The organism is Humibacillus xanthopallidus, from assembly GCF_006717145.1.
In the GTDB taxonomy this organism is placed as follows: domain Bacteria; phylum Actinomycetota; class Actinomycetes; order Actinomycetales; family Dermatophilaceae; genus Humibacillus; species Humibacillus xanthopallidus.
In genome coordinates, this window is sequence record NZ_VFQF01000003.1 from 1,066,127 (window position 1) to 1,087,724 (window position 21,598).

The 21,598-nt window shown below is 70.3% G+C and carries 17 protein-coding genes; 10 read left to right on the plus strand and 7 right to left on the minus strand.

What is annotated here, in order from left to right; all coding sequences use genetic code 11:
• Positions 1 to 226 precede the first annotated feature (226 nt).
• The 5 genes from FHX52_RS22915 to FHX52_RS22930 form a co-directional block, all read right to left on the minus strand.
• On the minus strand, positions 227 to 979 hold the full coding sequence (locus FHX52_RS22915) for an SAM-dependent methyltransferase (protein WP_141824622.1): 753 nt from the start codon (positions 977 to 979) through the stop codon (positions 227 to 229).
• Positions 980 to 1,042: 63 nt separating this feature from the next.
• Positions 1,043 to 2,383: an alpha-hydroxy-acid oxidizing protein gene (locus FHX52_RS22920; RefSeq protein ID WP_141824623.1), complete on the minus strand. Its 1,341-nt coding sequence runs from the start codon at positions 2,381 to 2,383 to the stop codon at positions 1,043 to 1,045.
• 133 nt (positions 2,384 to 2,516) lie between these two features.
• Positions 2,517 to 8,102 (minus strand): beta strand repeat-containing protein, encoded by a 5,586-nt coding sequence (locus tag FHX52_RS22925; protein WP_141824624.1) that lies wholly within the window; start codon positions 8,100 to 8,102, stop codon positions 2,517 to 2,519.
• Between the two features lie 218 nt (positions 8,103 to 8,320).
• Entirely contained in the window at positions 8,321 to 8,449 is a 129-nt protein-coding gene (locus FHX52_RS24625; protein WP_281288050.1) for a hypothetical protein, read from the minus strand.
• 62 nt (positions 8,450 to 8,511) lie between these two features.
• Positions 8,512 to 9,309, minus strand: coding sequence for a maleylpyruvate isomerase family mycothiol-dependent enzyme (locus tag FHX52_RS22930; protein ID WP_246070347.1), 798 nt, complete (start codon positions 9,307 to 9,309; stop codon positions 8,512 to 8,514).
• A gap of 120 nt (positions 9,310 to 9,429) precedes the next feature.
• Between FHX52_RS22930 and FHX52_RS22935 the strand changes: the two genes are divergently transcribed.
• The 4 genes from FHX52_RS22935 (at position 9,430) to FHX52_RS22950 (ending at position 12,385) form a co-directional block, all read left to right on the plus strand.
• A complete protein-coding gene (locus FHX52_RS22935) occupies positions 9,430 to 10,380 on the plus strand; it encodes a proline dehydrogenase family protein (RefSeq protein ID WP_141824625.1) in 951 nt (316 codons plus the stop codon).
• A 12-nt stretch (positions 10,381 to 10,392) separates the two neighbouring features.
• The gene (gene proC, locus FHX52_RS22940) at positions 10,393 to 11,199 is read left to right on the plus strand and encodes a pyrroline-5-carboxylate reductase (protein ID WP_141824626.1); all 807 of its coding nucleotides are present in this window, start codon (positions 10,393 to 10,395) and stop codon (positions 11,197 to 11,199) included.
• A 5-nt stretch (positions 11,200 to 11,204) separates the two neighbouring features.
• Complete coding sequence (locus tag FHX52_RS22945) at positions 11,205 to 11,708, plus strand: GNAT family N-acetyltransferase (RefSeq protein ID WP_246070348.1); 504 nt, start codon at positions 11,205 to 11,207, stop codon at positions 11,706 to 11,708.
• 149 nt (positions 11,709 to 11,857) lie between these two features.
• Positions 11,858 to 12,385 (plus strand): GNAT family N-acetyltransferase, encoded by a 528-nt coding sequence (locus FHX52_RS22950; RefSeq protein ID WP_141824627.1) that lies wholly within the window; start codon positions 11,858 to 11,860, stop codon positions 12,383 to 12,385.
• A 117-nt stretch (positions 12,386 to 12,502) separates the two neighbouring features.
• Here the strand turns inward: FHX52_RS22950 and FHX52_RS22955 are convergent, their stop codons facing one another.
• A complete protein-coding gene (locus FHX52_RS22955) occupies positions 12,503 to 13,171 on the minus strand; it encodes a potassium channel family protein (RefSeq protein WP_141824628.1) in 669 nt (222 codons plus the stop codon).
• Between the two features lie 49 nt (positions 13,172 to 13,220).
• On the opposite strand from FHX52_RS22955, the gene FHX52_RS22960 reads away from it, so the two are divergent.
• From FHX52_RS22960 to FHX52_RS22985, 6 genes are all read left to right on the plus strand, one after another.
• The gene (locus FHX52_RS22960; protein WP_141824629.1) at positions 13,221 to 14,417 is read left to right on the plus strand and encodes an acetoin utilization protein AcuC; all 1,197 of its coding nucleotides are present in this window, start codon (positions 13,221 to 13,223) and stop codon (positions 14,415 to 14,417) included.
• A 324-nt stretch (positions 14,418 to 14,741) separates the two neighbouring features.
• Positions 14,742 to 16,058, plus strand: a complete 1,317-nt coding sequence (gene aspS, locus FHX52_RS22965) for an aspartate--tRNA(Asn) ligase (protein ID WP_141824630.1) — start codon at positions 14,742 to 14,744, stop codon at positions 16,056 to 16,058.
• A gap of 207 nt (positions 16,059 to 16,265) precedes the next feature.
• Positions 16,266 to 16,466 carry a helix-turn-helix domain-containing protein gene (locus tag FHX52_RS22970; RefSeq protein ID WP_141824631.1) on the plus strand — a complete coding sequence of 67 codons (201 nt, stop codon included), beginning with the start codon at positions 16,266 to 16,268 and terminating at the stop codon, positions 16,464 to 16,466.
• A gap of 228 nt (positions 16,467 to 16,694) precedes the next feature.
• A complete protein-coding gene (locus tag FHX52_RS22975) occupies positions 16,695 to 16,793 on the plus strand; it encodes a 30S ribosomal protein bS22 (RefSeq protein WP_003792170.1) in 99 nt (32 codons plus the stop codon).
• Positions 16,794 to 16,998: 205 nt separating this feature from the next.
• Positions 16,999 to 18,045, plus strand: a complete 1,047-nt coding sequence (locus tag FHX52_RS22980) for an NAD-dependent epimerase/dehydratase family protein (RefSeq protein WP_141824632.1) — start codon at positions 16,999 to 17,001, stop codon at positions 18,043 to 18,045.
• On the plus strand, positions 18,042 to 20,015 hold the full coding sequence (locus tag FHX52_RS22985) for a lysophospholipid acyltransferase family protein (protein ID WP_246070349.1): 1,974 nt from the start codon (positions 18,042 to 18,044) through the stop codon (positions 20,013 to 20,015). The genes FHX52_RS22980 and FHX52_RS22985 overlap by 4 nt, the downstream gene beginning before the upstream one ends.
• A 302-nt stretch (positions 20,016 to 20,317) precedes the next feature.
• Here the strand turns inward: FHX52_RS22985 and FHX52_RS22990 are convergent, their stop codons facing one another.
• The gene (locus FHX52_RS22990) at positions 20,318 to 21,583 is read right to left on the minus strand and encodes a hypothetical protein (RefSeq protein ID WP_141824633.1); all 1,266 of its coding nucleotides are present in this window, start codon (positions 21,581 to 21,583) and stop codon (positions 20,318 to 20,320) included.
• Positions 21,584 to 21,598 lie beyond the last annotated feature (15 nt).

A 21,598-nucleotide genomic window follows, 5' to 3' on the forward strand; every position in this document is an offset into this window, starting at 1 on the left:
AACGCCGGTGGTGTCCCTCCTGTTCCCCATCCTGAGCGTCACCGGCTCAGGTTTGCCGTCTGTTCGCCGTGAGCGGACAGACGCCGGAGGCGCGCTGGCCCCGCCGGTATGCGTGTCGTACCCCTCCAGTGTCCGCTCGCACTGTTGCGGCGGCGTTTCGAGCAGGTCTCCGGGAGGAAAGCCGCGACGGGGAAGGGCAGGCGGCGGAGGGGGCGCGAACGGCGACCTAGGCGACCGTGCCCGTGACGAGGGCGAAGGTGATGAAGGCGCCGTCGTCGGCCTCGAGCATGCCCTGGACGGGCGAGCTGTGCTCACCCTTCAGCTCCAGCACGGCGCGCTCCCACAGCAGCCAGTTGGCGCACCCGTCCTGCTGGGTGCGGGCCGTCACCGACGTGAAGGCGCGGCTGAACTCCCACTGGCTGCGCAGCCACTCGGACGTGTGCCACGCGGCGCTCTCGGCGCCGACGACCCGGTCGATGTGCTCGGGGATCTCGCCGAGCTCGCGCACCTCGGCCGTCAGCGCGGGTGTCGCGACCCCGAGCTGCCCACCGGGCACGAGGAACTTCGCGAGGTAGGGCGGGTAGCTGTCGGCCGTGCCGAAGTACTCCCACGCGTCGATGCTGACGATCGCGTCGAAGGTGCCGTGACCGAAGGGCAGGGCACCTGCGTCGACCCGCATCGGCAGGACACGGTCGGCGACACCCTCCTTGCGGAAGACCGCTGCCGCCTCGGTCGGGTCGACCCAGAGGTCGGCGGCCACGACGGTGACGCCGTACTCCTTGGCGAGGAAGACCGACGTCGCGCCGAGGCCCGAGCCGAGGTCGAGCACCCGCATACCCGGGCGCAGGTCGAGGTCGGTCGCGAGGTCCTCGAGCAGCCACAGCGGGTGCGGACCCATGTCGAGGTCGACGAGCCACCGCGCGTCGTAGGTGGCGGACTTGGGGTACGCGTCCTTGCTCAGGTGGTCGAGGGCGGGCATGTCTCGATCCTCCGTCACCGCCGACGAGGGCGTCGAGCCGTTTCACGAGTCGAGTGGCCGGGATCACCCCGGCGTCGGCGCGAACGCCTCACGCAGCCGGTCGGAGGTGATGTCGGCAACGGAGGTGGCGCCGGTCAGGCCCATCTGGAGGTCGAGCTCGGCCCGCAGGTTGCGCAGCACCTCGGCCACGCCGTCGGCACCCGCGAGGGCGAGGCCGTAGACGTGCGGCCTACCGACGCCGACCGCAGTCGCACCCAGCGCGAGGGCGACGAAGACGTCTGCGCCGCAACGGATTCCGCTGTCGAAGATGACGGGGGCAGACGAGCCGGCGTCACGCACTGCTGCCACGACGCCGGGGAGGGCGTCGAGCGCCGCCACCGACCGGTCGACCTGCCGCCCGCCGTGGTTCGAGACGTAGATGCCGTCGACCCCGACGTCGAGGGCCCTGCGGGCGTCGTCGGGGTGGAGGATCCCCTTGAGCACGATGGGGAGGCTCGTCAGCTCGCGCAGCCGCGGCACGTCGGCCCACGTCAGCGACGGCCGGCTGAAGACCTCGAGGAAGGTCTCGACCGCAGCCCGAGGCTCCTTGGCGATGAGGTTGTCGCGCGTGCGGCCGGGGTGGTTGCGGCTCATCGACAGGAGCGTGCCGATCGCCGCCGGGGTGGGCCGCGGGCGAGCCGGCGGCGATCCCGCCGCCCGCTCCGGCTCCGCCCCCTGCGCGGCGGCCTCCCGGGCCACCCGCTCGGCGACGCGCCGCTGGAAGACGGGGTCGGACGTGTACTGGGCGATCCCCTCGCCGCGGGCGAAGGGCAGGTGCCCGAGGTCGAGGTCGCGTGGTCGCCAGCCGAGGTATGCCGTGTCGAGCGTGACGACGATCGCCTCGCTCCCGCACGCCTCCGCGCGCGCCACCAGGCTGGCGACGAGGTCGTCGTCGCTGCTCCAGTACAGCTGGTACCAGTGGCCGGAGCCGCGGAGGGTGCGCGCGATCTCCTCCATCGGGACCGAGGCCTGGGTGCTGATGATCTGGGTGACGTGCTGGTCGCGCGCCCCGGCGGCCACCGCCCGGTCGGCCTCGTCGTGCGCCATCGACAGCACGCCGATCGGCGCGACGAGCAGAGGGCTCTCGTGCCCGCGGCCGAAGATCTCGACGCCGGTGTCACGCGAGGTCGTGTCGACGAGCATGCGCGGCACGACCTGCCACCGGTCGAAGGCCGAGACGTTGGCCCGCGCCGTCGCCTCCGACCCGGCGGAGCCGGCGACGTAGGCAAAACCCCTGCGCGACATGACTTTTCGCGCTTCGGCTTCGAGGGTCGAGCTGTCGGTGGGGACCCGTGGGCGGTGCCCGAAGGCGCCCGCTCCATAGATCGCGGACTGGACGCTACGGCCGAACCCGACAGACGGCATACCTGCTCCTCCAGCTCGTCACGTTCGCGCGCCCGCCGCGCGACGCGTTCTCCGGAGTCTGCCGCAGGTAGGCGGGCAGCGGAACGGGGACCGGCGAACCGGTCCCCGTCCGTCTGACGTCAGGCCGGAGCCGTCAGATCAGGTTGTTGTTGAACTTGTCGAGCGTGGTGGCGAGGCTGTTCATGGTCGCCGCATCCGACGCGCTGATCGTCGTGTGCGTCAGCCCGTCGAACTTGTACTTCCCGAGCAGCAGCACCGCCTGGTTGATCGAGCCGGTCACCGTCATCGCTGAACCCGCCTTGTAGTTGAGCTCGGCGGCGACGAGTTGGGCGGCGAGGTTGAAGGCCGGATCGCTGGCCATCTTCTTCTTGCCGTCGATCGTCGTCTTGTTCAGCAGGTTGACGGCCTTGCCGCAGTCCTGTGCCTGCATCTGCGTGCCGGATCCCGTCTTGAGCGCCAGGTACGTGGTCGCCCCGTAGCCCGGCCATGTGCCACTCGTCGCCGAGACCACGAGCCCTGTCGCTCCGAACTTGAACAGGGTGATGTCCAACGAGTTCTTCTGCTTCAGAGCGGACTTCGTGCACGAGGCCCAGTTCTTCCAGTAGCCGATGGTGAGACCGAAGCCACCCGGCGGTCGCTTGTTGAGCACCTGGAAGGCGGTCGGGTCAGGACCCACCTGGGCGACGAAGTCCAGGCAGTAGACGTTGTTGATCACGCCCGGGTTGAGGGTGACCCCGTCGGTCAGGAACTGCTCCGGCACGAACTGCCCGGGTCCGAGGTTGATCAGCCAGCCGGCGTCCACGAGGTTCTCGCAGACCTGGTAGTGGTTACCAGGAGTGAGCGATGTGGCGAAGGTGAACTGACCGAGGTTCGCGGCGTTGGCGACCTGCGTCTCCAGGATGGTGCCGGGGTTGCCGATGATGTTCGTCGCGCCCTGCCGCAGCGTGAAGGTGAACGACTCGGAGCCTGTCGGCGGCTGCGGGTTCGAGCCGTCGGCGTTCGCCACCGTCTTGATCACCTTGGCCGACCCTCTGAGCCGGTTGGTGAAGGTGCAGGTCACCGTCTCGCCCGGCTGGAGCGAGATCGAGCCGACCGCGCTCCCGTCGTCACACGACTTGCCGATGAGATCCCACAGAGCAGGGATGTTGACCTCGGCGACGCCGTACGTGCCGGCGACGAGGTAGCCCGAGTCGTTGCTCTGCCCGTCGGTCAGGAAGAAGTTCGTGACCGAGTAGCTCGGGTCGAACTCGAACTTCTGCGTGGAGCCGGAGGGCTGGGTGATCTTCTTGACGATGATCTTGCCGCGCTCCTTGTTCGTGAAGGTGCACGTGACGGTCTCGCCCGGGTCGAGCTTGAACGTCGCCTTGGCGGTTGCGACGCTGCCGGAGCTCACCGTCGCGCTGCTTCCGTCGTTGCAGGTGATGCTCTGCAGATCCCAGCCGGTCGGCACGGTCTCCGTGGAGGAGTACGTGCCGGGAGCGAGGTCGCCCTTCGTGATCGTCTCGCCGTTGCCGATCTGGCCGGCCGCGTCACCGGTGAAGGTGAACTGGTCGGTCGCCGACGTGGGGTCGGTGATCTTCTTGACGATGATCGTGCCGCGTTGGGTGTTGGTGAAGGTGCAGGTCACGGTCTCGCCCGGGTCGAGCTTGAAGGTGGCCTTGGCCGTCGCCAGGTCTGCAGTGCTGTTGGTGTCGTCGCAGACGAGGCCCGTGAGGTCCCAACCCGCAGGCACGGTCTCGGTGGACGTGTAGGTGCCGGGCAGGAGGCCCGAGACCACGATGGACCCGCCGTTGCCGATCTGGCCGGCCGCGTCACCGGTGAAGGTGAACTTGTCGGTCGCCGACGTCGGGTTGGTGATCTTCTTGACGACGATCGTGCCGCGTTGGGTGTTGGTGAAGGTGCAGGTCACGGTCTCGCCCGGGTCGAGCTTGAAGGTGGCCTTGTCGGTCGCCAGGTCCCCGCTGCTGTTGGTGTCGTCGCAGGTGAGCTTTGTCAGGTTCCAGCCGGCTGGCTCCGTCTCGGTCGAGAAGTATGTGCCGGGCTTGAGGTTGCCGACCGTGATGTTCCCACCGTTGCCTATCTGTCCGGCCGCGTCACCGGTGAAGGTGAACTGGTCGGTCGCCGACGCGGGGTCGGTGATCTTCTTGACGATGATCGTGCCGCGTTGGGTGTTGGTGAAGGTGCAGGTCACGGTCTCGCCCGGATCGAGCTTGAACGTCGCCTTTGCCGTCCCCAGGTCCCCGCTGCTGTTGGTGTCGTCGCACACCAGGCCCGTGAGGTCCCAACCTGCAGGCACGGTCTCGGTGGAGAAGTAGGTGCCTGGGACGAGATTGCCCTTCGTGATCGTCTCGCCGTTGCCGATCTTGCCGGCCGCGTCACCGGTGAAGGTGAACTGGTCGGTCGCCGATGTCGGGTTGGTGATCTTCTTGACGATGATCGTGCCGCGTTGGGTGTTGGTGAAGGTGCAGGTCACGGTCTCGCCCGGGTCGAGCTTGAACGTCGCCTTTGCCGTCCCCAGGTCCCCGCTGCTGTTGGTGTCGTCGCACACCAGGCCCGTGAGGTCCCAACCTGCAGGCACGGTCTCGGTGGAGAAGTACGTGCCGGGCTGCAGACCCGTCACCACGATCGTCTCGCCGTTGCCTATCTGTCCGGCCGCGTCACCGGTGAAGGTGAACTGGTCGGTCGCCGACGCGGGGTCGGTGATCTTCTTGACGATGATCGTGCCGCGTTGGGTGTTGGTGAAGGTGCAGGTCACGGTCTCGCCCGGATCGAGCTTGAACGTCGCCTTTGCCGTCCCCAGGTCCCCGCTGCTGTTGGTGTCGTCGCACACCAGGCCCGTGAGGTCCCAACCTGCAGGCACGGTCTCGGTCGAGAAGTACGTGCCGGGCTTGAGGTTCCCGACGACGATGGACCCGCCGTTGCCGATCTGCCCGGCCGCGTCACCGGTGAAGGTGAACTGGTCGGTCGCCGTCGTCGGGTTGGTGATCTTCTTGACGATGATCTTCCCGCGTTCGGTGTCGGTGAAGGTGCAGGTCACGGTCTCGCCCGCGTCGAGCTTGAAGGTGGCCTTGGCCGTCGCGAGATCGCCGGTGCTGTTGCTGTCGTCGCAGACGAGGCCCGTGAGGTCCCAACCCGCAGGCACAGCCTCCGTTGACGTGTAGGTGCCGGGCTTGAGGCCCGACACCACGATGGACCCGCCGTTGCCGATCTGGCCGGCCGCGTCACCGGTGAAGGTGAACGTGTCGGTCGCCGTCGTCGGGTCGGTGATCTTCTTGACGATGATCGTGCCGCGCTGCGTGTTGGTGAAGTCGCAGTGCACCGTCTCGCCGGGGTCGAGCTTGATCGCGTCGATCTTGCTGCCGTCGTCGCAGATGGCTCCGGTCTGGTCCCATCCGGTGGGGGTGAGTTCCGCGACGGAGTAGGTGCCCGGCACGAGCAGGCCGGAGTCGTTGCTCTTGCCATCCGTCAGCGTGAAGTTCGGCCCGTAGCTGCTCGTGAAGGTGAACTCCTGGATCGAACCCGGTGGATCGGTGTACTTCGTGACGATGATCCTGCCGCGCAAGGTGTTGACGAAGTTGCAGGAGAGGATCTTGCCGCTGTCGATCGTCAGGTCGAGCGTGAACGAGCACGTCCGCGCCGTCTTGTCGGTCGTGACCCGGGCGGCGACACCATTGACGTCACCGGTGAGGCCCGTCAGGTCGTAGCCGGCCTGCTGGGTCTCGGTGATGGTGTAGGTGCCACCATCGACGTCGAGAGAGCTCGTGAAGGCGTTGTAGCCGCTGCCGGCAGCGACGTCGGTGAGCTTCTCCGAGAGGCCGTTGGGTCCGGTCAGCGTGAAGGTCCAGTTTCCCGAGCTGACCGGAAGCGTGTCCTTCTTGACCCTGGCCGAGGCTGCCGGGGCTGAGTTGGTCACCGGGAAGGTCAGCGCACAGGTGCTCTTCTGGCCGGCCACGAGGCTGAAGGTCTTCGCACCCGTGGTCTGGGCGCCGTAGGGCGCGGTCGCGTCCTCGGCAAAGGCGTACGAGCCGGTGACGTCGAGACCGGTCAGGGTTCCCGAGCCCACCGGTCCCTTCGAGCTCGCGGGCAGGGTCGCCGTCGTGCTGCTCCCCGTGTCCACGCCGCCCTTGAGCAGGTGGAACGTGAACACGAGCTGCTGGGCGATCGAGAGGCTGGCCGTCTTCGTGACGGTCGCGCTACCCGTGGCGTTGGTGGAGATGTTGACGTCCAGGCTCGCCTGAGTCGTGAACCCGTCCGAGCCGGTCAGGGTCGCGGTGTCGGACAGCTTGCCGGTGGTGACGATCGCGGACGGGGAGTAGATCGTCTTGTTGAAGGTCACCGAGCCCGAGTCGGACTGGATGCCCGACGTCCAGGTCACCGGACCGACCGTCTTCGTGCCCAGGGTGTAGCCGTTGCCGTAGGTGCCGGAGGCGCCACTGGTGGAGTCGACCGAGAACTGCAGTCCGGTGCCGGTCAGCGACTCGACGTCACTGATCACGGCACTGCTGTTGCTCGAGCTGCCCGATGGCGTGACGGTCGCGCTCGCCGTGGCCTGGGTGGTCCCGGGCACCGGCAGTCCGGTCGCCTTGTCCGTGTAGGTCGCGGTCGCGACGTCGTTGAGGTTTGTCGTGCCCGACGGGACGGTGGTCGTGTGAGTCAGCACGAGGAAGTTGGCCGTGTTCGCCGGGACGTCCTTCGCTCCGGACGTCACCGTGTCCAGCACGGTCGTGCCGGAGCGGATGTTGTCGGTGACGTCGACGGTGACGACGCGTGCTGCGGGGTTCGTCGCGTAGACATGCGTGATGATGGTGATCGGCCCGGTCGGCGTCACCGCCTTCTTGGTCCACGTGACCTTGATCGCCACACCCTGGCTGTAGGTGTCCGCTCCGGAGCAGGTGTTGGCGAAGGTGATCGTCGCCGGGGTCGCGCTCTTGGTGACGTCCCAGGCGAAGTCGCTGTTCTGCGTGGCGCTCATGTCCTTGGAGATGGACTGCGGCGTGATCTCCTTGACCGGGATCGAGACTTCCTTGCTGCCGACGCCGGACGTGCCCAGAGTGTCGTTGGCGAGGTTGAAGTGCAGCGAGGAGCCGGGGAAGGCGTGCGAGCCGATCGCGAGGCGCGCGAAGGCGTCGTAGACGCAGGTCGTGTTCTTCGCCTGGCCCGTGACGCTGAGCACGCGGTAGAGCGTCGTGCCGACGCCCCCCAGGCCCGGGGCGGCGTACTGGGGTGAGGACGAGGCCAGGGTGCCGCAGCCGGCGGCGGACGACAGCGTCGTGTTGAGCACCGGGGTTCCGCCGGAGTCCGACGAGAGGACGTCGTAGCCCGGGACGCCTGTCGGGCACCCCGTCGCCCCACTCCCGTCGGCGCAGTTGTCGACCGCCACGGCGAACGCGAAGTTCTGCGTGGCCGGTGCGGAGTTGCCCGCCTGGACCGTGACGCGCAGGGGCACGAGGTCGAGCTCGTTCCACCCCTTGCCGAGGTTACCGGTCGTGTAGGCGGTGTCGGGGCAGATGAACTTGCCGCCGTTCGGCAGCGTGATCGTGCCGTCGTTCTTGCAGCCCTCCAAGGTGTAGCTGATGCCGTCACCGGCGGTGGCCGCGTTGGCCGGTGCCGCCGTGACCATGATTCCAAGGGCACTCGACGCGATGACAGCGAGGGTGGCGAAGAAGGTGATCACCGCTCGCGGTAGTCGCGCCCGCGTGCCGTTGTGAGGCTTTTTCACTTTTCCTCCAACGAGGCGGGAATGCAGACATTCCTATCGTTTGTCTCGACCATCCCGGTCGCTGGAGTCGTGCGGTGGCGCAAAGAGAGGGAAACCGCGCAATTCCGTCCGACGGGTCGGGCCGATATGGAGGAACGCGGCGAATTACGCTGCCCCCCAGGGCGATCGACCGGTCGCCGTTCCTCCGTTGATCCCCGAGGGCCGTTGCCCCCGCGCGGTCACATCGAGAGTATGACTTCGCTCGCACTCTTTTGCTGGAAATGCGTTTTCGGGCAGTGGATCTTTTTGTCGAGGAGCGCATTGACGGCGTTTCCGGAGAATGCCCTTTTCCCCTCATCGGCCATCATGTCGGCTCTATACGACGGTCGAGGCGGACGCGGCGTCTGGGCTCGAGCAGGGGGGCCCGGGACTACCACGTGACCGACACGGTGTCGGTCCACCAGCGCTCGAGCTCGTCGCGCGGCTCGCCGCCGCGGCTCCACAGGCGCAGGAGCACCTCGACCGGCTCGCCGGTCAGCACGGCGTCGTGCGCGGGCACGTGGGCGCCGGCCTCGAGCTCGAGGCGCATCACGCTGGGGGCGCGGTCGGCGGCGACGTCGAGCAGCCACGCGCGGGTCGTCGACATCGGTGCCACGAGCACTCGCAGCGGCTCGTGCCGCACTCCCTGGCGCGAGCGGGGGACGAAGCCGGTCAGCAGCTCGTCGATGCCGTCGAGCGCGATGGCCGGGCGGATCCACGTCTCGTCGGCACGCGGCGCGCGACCCAGCCGGGCCGAGAGCGCGTCGACCGCATGGATCGTCGTCTCGTGGCACTGCCGGCGCGTCCAGAAGACCCGCGGTGGCGGCGCGTCCTTGAGGAAGACCAGCGCGTCGAGGTCGTCGGGCGCGTCGACGACGGACTGGAGGAGGTCGGTCGCGCCCTCGTCGAACCAGCCGAGCAGGTCGGGCGAGGCCAGCCCGTCGCGCGCAATGGCCTCGGGGTCGGCGTCCGGGGCGCCGCGCAGGTGGCTCGCCGCCCACCGGTGCACCATCCCCTGATGGGCCACGAGGTCACGAACCGTCCAGCCGGGGCAGGTCGGCACGGCGGCGTCCAGCCCCGCTGCTGCCGCGTTGGCGCGCAGCACCGTCGCTGCCGCGCCCAGGGCGTCGCCGAGGTCCTCGAGCGACGGCACGAGCAGGGGTATGCCGTCCGGTGGTCCCTCGTGCACACGCCCTCCTGCCGCTCGTCGTCGTCGCCACCGAGTCTGCCGCACGGAGGGGACGGAGCACGGGGGTCTCAGCGGTAGATTTGCGAGGACCCCGCACCCGAGCCCGACCGGAGGCCACCCGTGGACGCCAGCGACCTGCTGCGCAACTCTCTCCTGCAGCTGTCCAAGCAGGAGAAGATCCGAGACGTCATCGAGAAGGCCCCGGTGTCGCGCTCGGTGGTGCGCCGTTTCGTGCCCGGCGTCGACAAGGCCGACGTCGTCGGAGCGGCCACCGAGATCTCCGCCTCGGGGCGCATGTCGACGATCGACTACCTCGGCGAGGACACGACCGACCTCGCGCAGGCACAGCACACCCGCGACGCCTACGTGTCGCTGCTCACCGCCCTCAAGGACCAGGGGCTCACGCAGGGCGGGGCGGTGGAGGTGTCGCTCAAGCTGAGCGCCCTCGGCCAGGCGCTGCCGGGTGACGGCAACACGATCGCCCTCGACCATGCCCGCGAGATCTGCGATGTGGCCCGCGAGGCCGGCACGACGGTGACCCTCGACATGGAGGACCACACGACGACCGACCTCACGCTCGACGCGCTGCGCGAGCTGCGGGCCGACTTCCCGACCGTCGGGGCCGTGCTCCAGTCCTACCTCTACCGCACCGAGGCCGACTGCCGTGACCTCGCCTACGAGGGGTCGCGCGTACGCCTGTGCAAGGGCGCCTACAAGGAGCCCGAGTCGGTCGCCTTCCAGTCCGGCGCGGACGTCGACAAGTCCTACGTGCGCTGCCTCAAGATCCTCATGCAGGGCAAGGGCTACCCCATGGTGGCCTCGCACGACCCGCGCCTCATCGAGATCGCCGGCGCGCTCGCGGGCCAGGCCGGGCGCGACCCGCGCTCGTTCGAGTACCAGATGCTCTACGGCATCCGGCCCGAGGAGCAGAAGCGCATCGCCGACCGCGGCGACCAGATGCGCGTCTACATCCCCTACGGCGAGGAGTGGTACGGCTACCTCATGCGCCGCATGGCGGAGAAGCCGGCCAACGTCGCGTTCTTCCTGCGCGGCGTGGCGTCGAAGAGCTGACCGGGGGCCACGATGTCGACGACCGCCATCTTCGGCGCCGGGGTGATGGGCGAGACCCTCGTCTCCGGCCTCATCCGCTCCGGGCGTGAGCCGGGCGACCTCATCGTCACCGGACGCACCCCCGACAAGGTCAACGCCCTCGCCGAACGCTACGGCGTGCGCGCCCTGTCCAACGCCGAGGCGGCCGAGCTCGCCGACACCCTCGTGCTCTGCGTCAAGCCACAGGACATGACGGGCCTGCTCGACGAGCTGCGTGACCACGTCGCCCCGGGCAACACCGTCGTCTCGCTGGCCGCGGGGATCACGACCGAGCTGCTCGAGTCGCGCCTGCCGGAGGGCACCTCGGTCGTGCGGGTCATGCCCAACACGCCTGCGCTCGTCGACCAGGGCATGGCCGGCATCTCGCCGGGCCGGCACTGCACGGAGGAGCACCTCGCCGAGGCGGAGGCGCTGCTCAGCTCGTGCGGCAAGGTCGTGCGACTGGCCGAGAAGCACCTCGATGCCGTCACGGCCATCTCCGGCAGCGGGCCCGCCTACATCTTCTACGTCGTCGAGGCGATGATCGAGGCCGGCGTCGTCCTCGGCCTGCCGCGCGCGACGTCGACCGAGCTCGTCGTGCAGACCCTCTACGGCGCAGCCACGATGCTCAAGGAGACGGGAGAGCACCCCACCGTGCTGCGCGAGCAGGTGAGCTCGCCCGGCGGCACGACCGTCGCCGCGCTGCGCCAGCTCGACGACCACAAGGTGCGCGCCGCCTTCGTCACCGCCATCGAGGCCGCCGCCGCCAGGTCGAAGCAGCTCGCCTCCGGCCAGGGGTGAGCCCGATGGGGGAGTCGCGTCCGAAGATGCACCTCCACGAGGTGCATCCCGACGACTGGCAGTCCTATCGCGACCTGCGTCTCGAGGGTTTGCTCGACGCTCCCGACGCCTTCTGGTTCACCTACGCCGACGAGGCGGCCTACGACGAGGCCGACTGGCGTGAGCACATCGAGGGTGCGTGGCTCGTTCAGGCCCGAGACGCGCAGGGCGTGCTCGGCAGCGCCGGGCTCGGACTGCACTGGGAGCCCGAGCGCGCCACCGTGGCAACGCTTTTCGGGATGTACGTCACGCCTCGTGCGCGTGGCCGCGGCGTTGGCGAGGCACTCGTCGCCGCGGTGCTCGAGGAGGCTCGGCGCCGGGGCAAGTCGGAGATCGTGCTCGAGGTGACGAGTGGCAACGCTGCCGCCAGGGCGCTCTACGAGCGCTGCGGCTTCGTCGCGACGGGTGCGAGGCACCCGCACCCGCGCAAGGACGAGCTCCACGAGATCGAGATGGTCCGCAGCCTCTGACATCGGTGTAATCCGCCTGATGACAGGGGAATTCGACGTGGGGCGGTGCCTGCCGTCGCGGTGGGGCGGGTGCGGATCGCCGAACGTTCACCGATCGTCCGCGCTCCAGCGGGTGCGTCGGGACGGCCCGGCATGCGAAGGTTGACCCCATGACCGACATCAGCGTGCGCACCCTCGGCGAGGACGACTGGCAGGACTACCGTTCGGTCCGGCTCGCAGCACTGCGTGAGTCGCCTGAGGCCTTCGTCGCGACCGTCGACGACGAGGAGTCCTTCGACGAGGACCTCTGGCGTGAGCGGATGCGGCGCTCCGCCCGTCTCGTCGCCGAGCGGTCGGGCCGCGCCGTCGGGGTCGTCAGTGTCGGCAAGGCCGAGTCCGACGAGGGCGACGCAGGCGAGCTCTTCGGGCTCTGGGTCCACCCCGAGGCACGCGGGTCAGGTGTCGCGACGCGCCTCGTCAAGAACGGCGCCTCCCTGGCGGCCGCCCGAGGGCAGTCGCACCTCGTCTACTGGGTCGGCACCGAGAACGGCCGCGCCGTGGCCTTCGCGAGCGGCATGGGCTTCCGGCCCACCGACTACCGCCGTCCCATGGGCGTCGTCAGCGAGGAGGACGGCGAGGAGGAGATCGCCATGGTCCTCGCGCTCGGCAGCGACCCCGGAGCAGCCCCCCGCCTCTGACCCGATCGAAAGAGCAGTCCGTCTTCCGGCAGGGCAGGCCCCCTGTTGATTGGGTGGGGCCGCGCGGGCGCGCTCGAGGGCGACGAACTGCTCTTTCGATTGGGTGGGGCCGCTCCGTCAGGGGCGGGCGGCGAAACGCTCGATGAGCTCGGTCGGCCCACTGACGATGAGCATGTGGTGCGCCGAGATCTTCGTCTGCGGCACGGCATACGTGAAGTCCTCGCCCGGCGCCTTGACGCCGACGATCGTGACGCCGTACTTCCTGCGCACCTGGCTCTGCTCGAGCGTGAAGCCGATCGTCTCGCTCGGCGGCCTGACCTTGACGATGGCGAAGCCGTCGTCGAACTCGATGTAGTCGAGCAGCTTGCCGTTGACGAGGTGCGCCACTCGTCGACCGGAGTCGGCCTCGGGCGAGATGACGTGGTGGACCCCGATGCGGTCGAGGATGCGCTTGTGCTCCGGCGAGAGGGCCTTGGCCCAGATCGACGGCACCCCGGCGTCGACGAGGTTGGCCGCGGCCAGCACCGAGGACTCGACCGAGCTGCCGATGCCGACGACGGCGATCTTCGGCTCCGCGCTCCTGATCATCTCGAGGGCGCTCGCCTGCGCCATGTCGGCGTGCACGACCTTGGCCACCTTGTTGACGAAGCTCTCGGCGAGCTGGTTGTTGCGCTCGACGGCGATGACCCGGTGACCGAGGCGGGTGAGCTCGAGCGCCACGGCCGAGCCGAACCGCCCCATCCCGATGACGATGACGTCATCGTCGAAGAGCCGGTTGCGTGCCATGGGTCATAACCTCCGTCGTCTGCGGTGCGTCCGCGATAGCGTCTCAATCATGCCAAGTCAGGCCAGGGTCGTCTGGGACACCGAGTTCACGAGGTACGACTTCGGCCCGATGCACCCTATGGCGCCCATCCGGCTCGATCTCACCGCCCGCCTGTGTGAGGCCCTCGGAGTGCTCGACGCGCCCGGGGTCGAGGTCGTCGGAGCCGAGGTGGCGAGCGACGAGGTCCTCGAGACGGTGCACAACGCGGACTACGTCGCGGCCGTCCGCGCGGCGTCGGTCGACCCGGGGAGCGCCGACCCGGCATACGGCCTCGGCACGGAGGACGACCCGGCCTTCCTCGGCATGCACGACGCGAGCGCGCGCGTCGTCACGGGCACCCTCGAGAGCTGCCAGGCGGTGTGGACGGGGGAGGCGGAGCACGCGGTCAACTTCTGCGGTGGCCTGCACCACGCCATGCCCGGGGCGGCCAGCGGCTTCTGCGTCTACAACGACGCGGCGGTCGGCATCCGGTGGCTGCTCGCCAACGGCGCGAAGCGGGTGGCGTACGTCGACCTCGACGTCCACCACGGTGACGGCGTCGAGCGCATCTTCTGGGACGACCCGCGGGTGCTGACGATCTCGGTGCACGAGAGCGGGCGCGCGCTCTTCCCCGGCACGGGGTGGCCGACCGACATCGGCGGACCCGACGCGGAGGGAGACGCGGTCAACGTGTCACTGCCGCCGGGCCTGCCCGACGCCGGCTGGCTGCGGGCCATCCACGCGACGGTGCCGGCGCTCGTGCGCTCCTTCAAGCCCGACGTGCTCGTCACCCAGCACGGCTGCGACACCCACGTCGAGGACCCGCTCGCCCACTTCGCCGTGTCGGTCGACGCCCAGCGCGCAGCGGCCGAGGCGATGCACCGGCTCGCCCACGACGTATGCGGCGGGCGCTGGGTCGCGCTCGGCGGCGGCGGCTACGAGGTCGTCGACGTCGTGCCGCGCACGTGGACCCACCTGACCGCCATCGCCGCCCACGTACCCGTCAAGACCTCCGCCGACGTGCCGCAGGACTGGCGCGACCATGTCGAGCAGGTGACCGGGCGCCCCGGGCCGCGCCGGATGGGTGACCTCACGACCGAGGACGGTCCGCTCTGGTGGCGCTCCTGGGAGATGGGCTACGACCCGGCGAGCGAGATCGACCGCGCGATCATGGCGACCCGCAGCGCCGTCTTCCCCCTCCACGGCCTCGACGTCCACTTCGACTGAGTTCTCTGCGCTTCGCTTTGCTGCGCGCGTGCCGTGGCGCCCTCTTGACGTCGCCTTCCTCCGCTTCGCTCGCTCGTTCCTCGCTCGCTGCGCTTCGTCCAGGCGACGCCGGCGCCCCGGCCGGACCACGAGGTCCTGAGCAATCCGGTTGGTCCAACGGGTCCCGCGGACCTAGCATGTTCGCACGGCGATGACGGGCCTGACGATCCTGAGCCGAGCACGACCAGAGGCCGACCGCGGTTTGCGGACGGCGAAGGTGTGGTGGCACAGCGACATTCCCCATCGCCCACACCTCCGGGGCACGACCCCACGGAGGTGAACGGAATGCAACCCACCCAACCCACGACCCTTGCGCCGCGCGTGCTCGCTCGCGACCTCGCGAGCCTGCGAGCCGGCGAGCCGGCAACGCTCGCCGGCTGGATCCACCGACGCCGCGTCCTCGCGAGCGTGACCTTCCTCGTGCTGCGCGACCGCACGGGCCTCGCCCAGGTCGTCGTCAAGGACCCGGCGACGATCGAGCAGCTGCACGGGCTCCCGGAGGAGACCGTCGTCGAGGTGACCGGGACTGTCTCGACCAACGACTCCGCCCCGGGCGGCGCCGAGCTCATGGCGCCGACGATCACCGCGCTTACCGAGCCGGCCCTGGCGCCGCCGACGGAGCTCTGGCGCCCGACCTTCGGAGCCGGGCTCCCGACGCACCTGGACCACGCGGCGGTCACCCTGCGCCACCCTCGCCACCGGGCGGCGTGGCAGCTGGCGAGCGCGTCGATGGCCGGGTTCCGTTCTGCCCTCGGGGCGCTCGACTTCACGGAGATCGCGACGCCGAAGCTCGTCGGCACGGCCACGGAGTCCGGCGCCAACGTCTTCACCGTCGACTACTTCGGTGAGACCGCCTACCTCGCGCAGAGCCCGCAGCTCTACAAGCAGATGCTCGTCGGGGTCTTCGAGCGCGTCTTCGAGGTCGGTCCGGTCTTCCGCGCCGAGCCGCACGACACGGTGCGCCACCTCGCGCAGTACACCTCGCTCGACGCCGAGCTCGGCTTCATCCGCGACCACCGCGACGTGCTCGTCGTCCTGCGCGCCGCGATCGCCGGCATGGTCGACGCCATCCGCCGGTATGCCCCCGACGCCGCTGCGCTCCTGGGCGTCGAGCTGCCGGAGGTGCCCGCCGAGTTCCCCGTCATCCACTTCAGCGACGCCCTCGCCCGCGTCGGTGCGGACCCCGACGAGCCCGACCTCAGCCCCGCGCACGAGCGCGCGCTCAGCGAGTGGGCCAAGACGGCATACGGCTCGGACTTCCTTGCGGTGGAGGGCTACCCGATGGGCAAGCGGCCGTTCTACACGCACCCACAGCCGGGCGACGAGCGGTGGAGCAACAGCTTCGATCTGCTGTTCCGGGGGCTGGAGCTGACGACCGGAGGGCAGCGCCTGCACCGGCCGTCGGACTACACGGCGGCGCTCGAGCGCACCGGCACCGACCCGGCGCTGCTCGGCGGCTACCTCGACGCCTTCGCGCACGGCATGCCTCCGCATGGCGGCTTCGCGATCGGTCTGGAAAGGTGGGTCGCGCGGCTGACCCGCGCCGAGAACGTCCGCGAGGTGACGCTGTTCCCGAGGGACCTGCACCGCCTCACGCCCTAGCTCCGGACCGCGGCCGGACGGCTCAGCGGCCTCGCATCGAGAGGTCGCCGCTCGGCGCGCCTCCTTGCGTTTGCCGAAGAAGTCGATCTCGACACTTCCCCTCCAGTCACAGCAGCACCTAATGTTGCTTCTTGTACCTGCGTGACGTTTCGCCGGAGGGGAAGCCGGCGACGCGCGGGTGCATCCACCAGAAGATCGGGGTTTCACATGTCGAATGAGCGTCAGCTCGCCGAGGTGCGGTTCCTGACCGTCGCCGAGGTCGCCTCGATCATGCGCGTGTCGAAGATGACCGTCTACCGGCTCGTCCACGGTGGGGACCTCCCCGCCGTCCGCGTCGGGCGTTCCTTCCGGGTTCCGGAGGACGCGGTGCACACGTACCTGCAGACGGCCTACATCGACACCGCGTGAAAAGCGTCGCATCGCACCCGAGGGGGCGGCCCGGACCCAACGTCCGAGCCGCCCCCTCGGGCGTTCCCGGGCAGTGCGGCTCCCGTTCTTTTGGGCTCTCGGCCCGGCACGCGCTACGCTGTGGGTCCAGTTCGGCTCGTGAAGTTCGGCGTTCCTGTCTAGCGACGGTTTGTCGGCACCGCCGGCACATCGCACGTTCACACACCCGTCTCACGACAAGGACGAACAATGGGCTCTGTCATCAAGAAGCGCCGCAAGCGGATGGCGAAGAAGAAGCATCGCAAGCTGCTGCGCAAGACGCGTCACCAGCGTCGCAACAAGAAGTGACCTGAGCGCGGAGACGCGCTCGAACGCACACGACCCTCACCTCCCGGTGGGGGTCGTTCGCGTTGCCGGGGGTATGCCGTGTGGCGCCTCACGTGAGCCCGTGACCACGGATGTCCGGTGGCGTCTGTAGGCTGGCCGTGCACGGGCGGAGCACCACTGCCGCCCGGCCCAGAGAGTCCGACCGCCGGGCGACAGGAGGAGCCGTATGGCCAACGTCGTGCTGGTCACGGGCGTGTCCCGTTACCTCGGCGGCCTCTATGCCCGGCGCCTGTCGCACGACCCGTCCATCGAGCGCATCCTGGGTGTCGACGTCGTGCCTCCCCGGCACTCCATCGGGCGGGCCGAGTTCGTGCGGGCCGACATCCGCAACCCGATGATCGGGCGCATCATGAGCCAGGCCGGGGTCGACACGGTCGTGCACATGAACGTCATCGCGACCCCCAAGGACATGGGCGGGCGGGTGACGCAGAAGGAGATCAACGTCATCGGCACGATGCAGCTGCTCGCCGCGTGCCAGAAGTCCGAGTCGGTCTCTCGCCTCGTCGTCAAGAGCTCCGCAGCGGTCTACGGGTCCTCGCCCAAGGACCCCGCGATGTTCAGCGAGGACATGAGCCCCAAGAGCCTGCCCCGCACCGGCTTCGGCAAGGACTCCGTCGAGGTCGAGGGCTACGTGCGCGGCTTCTCGCGCCGCCGTCCCGACGTCGAGATCACGATGCTGCGCCTGGCCAACGTCGTCGGGCCGACGATCCACACCTCGATCACCGACTACTTCTCGCTGCCGATCGTGCCCATCCCGCTCGGCTTCGACGCCCGATTCCAGCTCGTCCACGAGGACGACGCCATCGCCGCGATGATCCTCGCCACGACGGGCCCCGCGGTCGGCATCGTCAACGTCGCCGGCGACGGCTTCGTCACGGTGACGCAGTGCACCGCGCTCGCCCGCCGGCCGGTCTTCCCCGTGCCGCTGTCGAGCGGCTCCCTCCTCGGAGCGATCGTCAAGCGCAGCGGCCTGGCCGACTTCTCCGCCGACCAGCTGACGCTCCTCGCGTTCGGCCGGGGGCTCGACACGACCCGGATGCGCACCGTCCTCGGCTTCGAACCGAAGTTCACCAGCCGCTCGGCCTTCGAGGACTTCGCCCGGCACCTGCGCCCTGCGGTGCCCGGTGTCGACGGCGTCGGTGACGTGGTCTCCGATGCCGCCGGGGGCACTGCGGCTGCCATCGCCCGCGTCTTCGACAGGATCCAGCCGTGAGCGACGAGACCACCGCAGCCCCGGGGGCCGCGCAGCCGGCCCCGGTGCCCCAGACCTCGAGCGAGCCGACGGGCAGCGCGACGAGCAGTGTGTCGACCAGTGCCTCGGGCAGTGCCTCGAAGACGGCGACCCCGAAGGCGACGAAGAAGAAGTCTGCGCGACCCGACGGTGCGAAGAAGGGCACGAGCCCGAAGAAGGCCTCCGGGGTGAAGGGCGCCGGTCCGAAGAAGGCTGCCGCACCGAAGAGGGAAGCCGCGGCGAGCACGGCTGTGTCCGCCGACGTCACGGCCGCGCCCCGGGGCGCAGCGCCGGCGAAGAAGCCCGCCGCCCGTCCGGCGCGCGGCGCGTTCGCGGCCGGTGCCGCCCGGGCCTCGGGGGAGCGCCGCCGTCGCAGCGGCACCCCGCTGGTGCCGAGCGAGCCGGTCGAGGTCAGTGCGGCTCGCCGCATCGCGATGCTCGAAGGCGCTCCCGTCGTCGACGCACCGGCTGTACCGGTCGCAGCGGAGACGACGGGCTCGACCAGGTCCGAGGTCACCACAGCCGTCGGCGACCCCTCTGCCGAGTCGTCCTCGTCCGAGTCGTCGTCCGGGTCGTCGCCCGAGTCGTCCTCATCCGGGTTGTCATCGGCGTCGCAGTCCGCCGACGAGGCCGCTCCCGCACCGCGTCGCCGGCCGACGCGCGCGTCGATGCGCGCTCGCCGCACGGCCGAGGGCGAGCCCACCCGCTTGCGTGCGGTGCCCTCGGTGCCCGACGACGCTCCTGCGGCCGACTCGGCCACGGCCGCCTCGGCTCGCGCCACCCGTCCGGCGCGTCCGACCCGGCCCCCGAGGTCCGCCATCGGCGGGGACCGGGCGGCACGGCATACGGCACGTGGTGCGGGCGCGAGCACGACTCCCGGCGACGGCATCCTCGGCGACATCCTCACCGACGCCGATGCCTCACCCGCCGGAGAGGCCGGCGGGTGGGAGCACTCGCTGACCTCGGGGCTGCAGTCGCGCGCCGAGCGGCTCGTCGGAGCCGTGCTCGAGGCGGCCGAGTTCAGCAGCGAGGCCCGCCCCGGCCCGGCCGAGCTCGTCGACCTCGCTGTCAACGTGCTGCGGGCAGCCGCCACCTCCGCGGGACTGCCCGCCGAGGAGGTCGAGCGCCAGGTCGCCGACGCCCTCGCCTACCTCCGCCGCCGCCTGACGGGCGACTACGTCGTCGACGAGTTCGGCTTCGACGAGGACTACACCGTCAACGTGCACCTCCCGCTGCTGCGGCCGTTCTACCAGAAGTGGTTCCGGGTCGAGGTGCGCGGCATCGAGAACATCCCGTCGGTCGGCGGCGCGCTCGTCGTCGGCAACCACTCGGGCACCATCGCCATGGACTCGCTCATGACGCAGGTCGCGGTCTACGACGAGCACCCGGAGCACCGTCACCTGCGCATGCTCGGCGCCGACCTCGTCTTCCAGATGCCGTTCGTCGGCACGATGGCCCGGCGGTCGGGCTCCACCCTCGCCGCCAACACCGACGCCGAGCGGCTGCTCCGCGGCGGAGAGCTCGTCGGCGTCTGGCCGGAGGGGTTCAAGGGCGTCGGCAAGCCGTTCAGCGAGCGCTACAAGCTCCAGCGTTTCGGCCGTGGAGGCTTCGTGTCGGCGGCGCTGCGCGCCGGCGTGCCGATCGTCCCGGTCTCGATCGTCGGGGCCGAGGAGATCTATCCGATCCTCGGCAACATGCCGACTGTCGCGCGGCTGCTCGGCCTGCCCTACGCGCCGATCACGCCGACCTTCCCGCTGCTCGGCCCGCTCGGCATGGTGCCGCTGCCGAGCAAGTGGCTCATCGAGTTCGGCCCGCCCATCGACACGTCGGGCTTCGGCCCCGAGGCCGCCGACGACCCGATGCTCGTGTTCGACCTCACCGACCAGGTGCGCGAGACCATCCAGCAGACGCTCTACAGCCTGCTCATGCAGCGCAAGTCCGTCTTCCTCTGACGCCACCGCACCCCGCCGCACGGCCACCGCGCCGGTATGCCGTCCTGCCCGGACGGCATACGCCCCCCGTTGCCGCCGTCGGCCACCCCGACCCGAACCCCGACACCCCCCAGCCCCGTCGAGTGGCCAAACTTGGTCGCCCCAGCCCCGTCGAGTGGCCACTCTTTGCGCCATCCGGCGTGTCCGGGGAGCGCGTTGGGCCGTGCGTCTGACACCCGGCGCGGTCCGGGGGTGCCGACCGCGCGACAGGTCGTGCGGCTGGCACCCCTCCGGGCCCGCGGGTGCCGACCGCGCGCCTGCCGTCAGGGCAGGGGGTTGGGCAGGGGGACGGTGACGGTCGGCACCGAGACCGTGGCGCCGGGCAGCGTGACCCCGCCTCCGCCGATGGTGGCTCCCGAAGTGTCGACGCCGACGCCGGGCAGGCTGACCGTCGCCCCCGGGACCGTGACCCCGCCACCCCCGGCGGAGACTCCGGTGCTCGAGACGCCGACGGTGGGCAACCTGACGCCGCCTGCGGGTGGGGACGAGACGGCGGCGGACCCTCCGGAAGTCTTGGCACTGCCGGCACTTCCCGACCGCGAGGGGGCGGTAGTGCTCGTGGGGCTCCCTCCCGTCTGTGCCGACCCGGCGGTGGTCCTGCTGGTCGCGGACGGTGCGGCGCCGCCGGGCGAGGTGGTCGGAATCTCGCGGGCGAGCAGGGAGCGTGCACCTGCCGACGCATCTCCGCAGACGGTGCACGCCGCGAGCTCGCGCAGGGTCGAGTCGCGGTCGCGGGTCAGCACGTCATGGAGGCGCTGCCACGCCGCCGCGGCAGCCCCGGGGAGCGGTTGGTCGCGCAGCGCGTCGACGGCGGGGACGACCTCGGCGTAGTAGTCGGCGAGGGCGGTCAGGGCCTCCGCCTCCCGCAGCGTGCGGTAGGCGTCGAGCAGCACCGTGTGGCCGTCGGTGGACGACTGTGTCGCGGCGTCGAGGGCGGTGGCGAGCTCCGCGTCGAGGCCGGGGTCGAGGTCGGGTCCGTTGGTCACGCCGGCACCGTCACGGTCGGCTGCGCCCGCGTCGTCCTTCGCCCTGACGAGCAGCTGCTCGGTGTCGGACACGTGCTCGCGGGCCTGGGCGAGGTGGGTCAGGCCGAGGCCGAGGGGCTCGCGCTGGACCTCGAGGGCGACGCGGTCGAGCAGCTGCTTGACCGGATAGAGCCGGTCGCCGGGCAGCGCGGAGCGAGACAGGGCACCCAGACCCCCGGCGAGCACGAGCAGCACCGCTGCGGCCGCGACGAGGATGCGCGACCGGCGGCCGAAGCGGACGACCGCCGGGCCGCGATCGCGCGTGCCGTCCGGCAGGCCGCTGGCGCCGGCGGACGCGGCCCCGAGGGCTCCGAGAGCAGGCTCTTCGAGCAACCGCTGTCGCAGGCCGTCCACGAAGTCGGCGCGAGGGGCGAGCCCGTAACTGTCGAGGGCCTCGATCTCGCGGACGACGGCGACGAGGGGGGCGATCTCGGGGGCGTCCACCGGCTGGCCCTCGAGGGCACGCTGGAGCAGCGCGCCGTCGGCGTTCGCTCCGAGCTGCATGCCCAGCCTCCTACC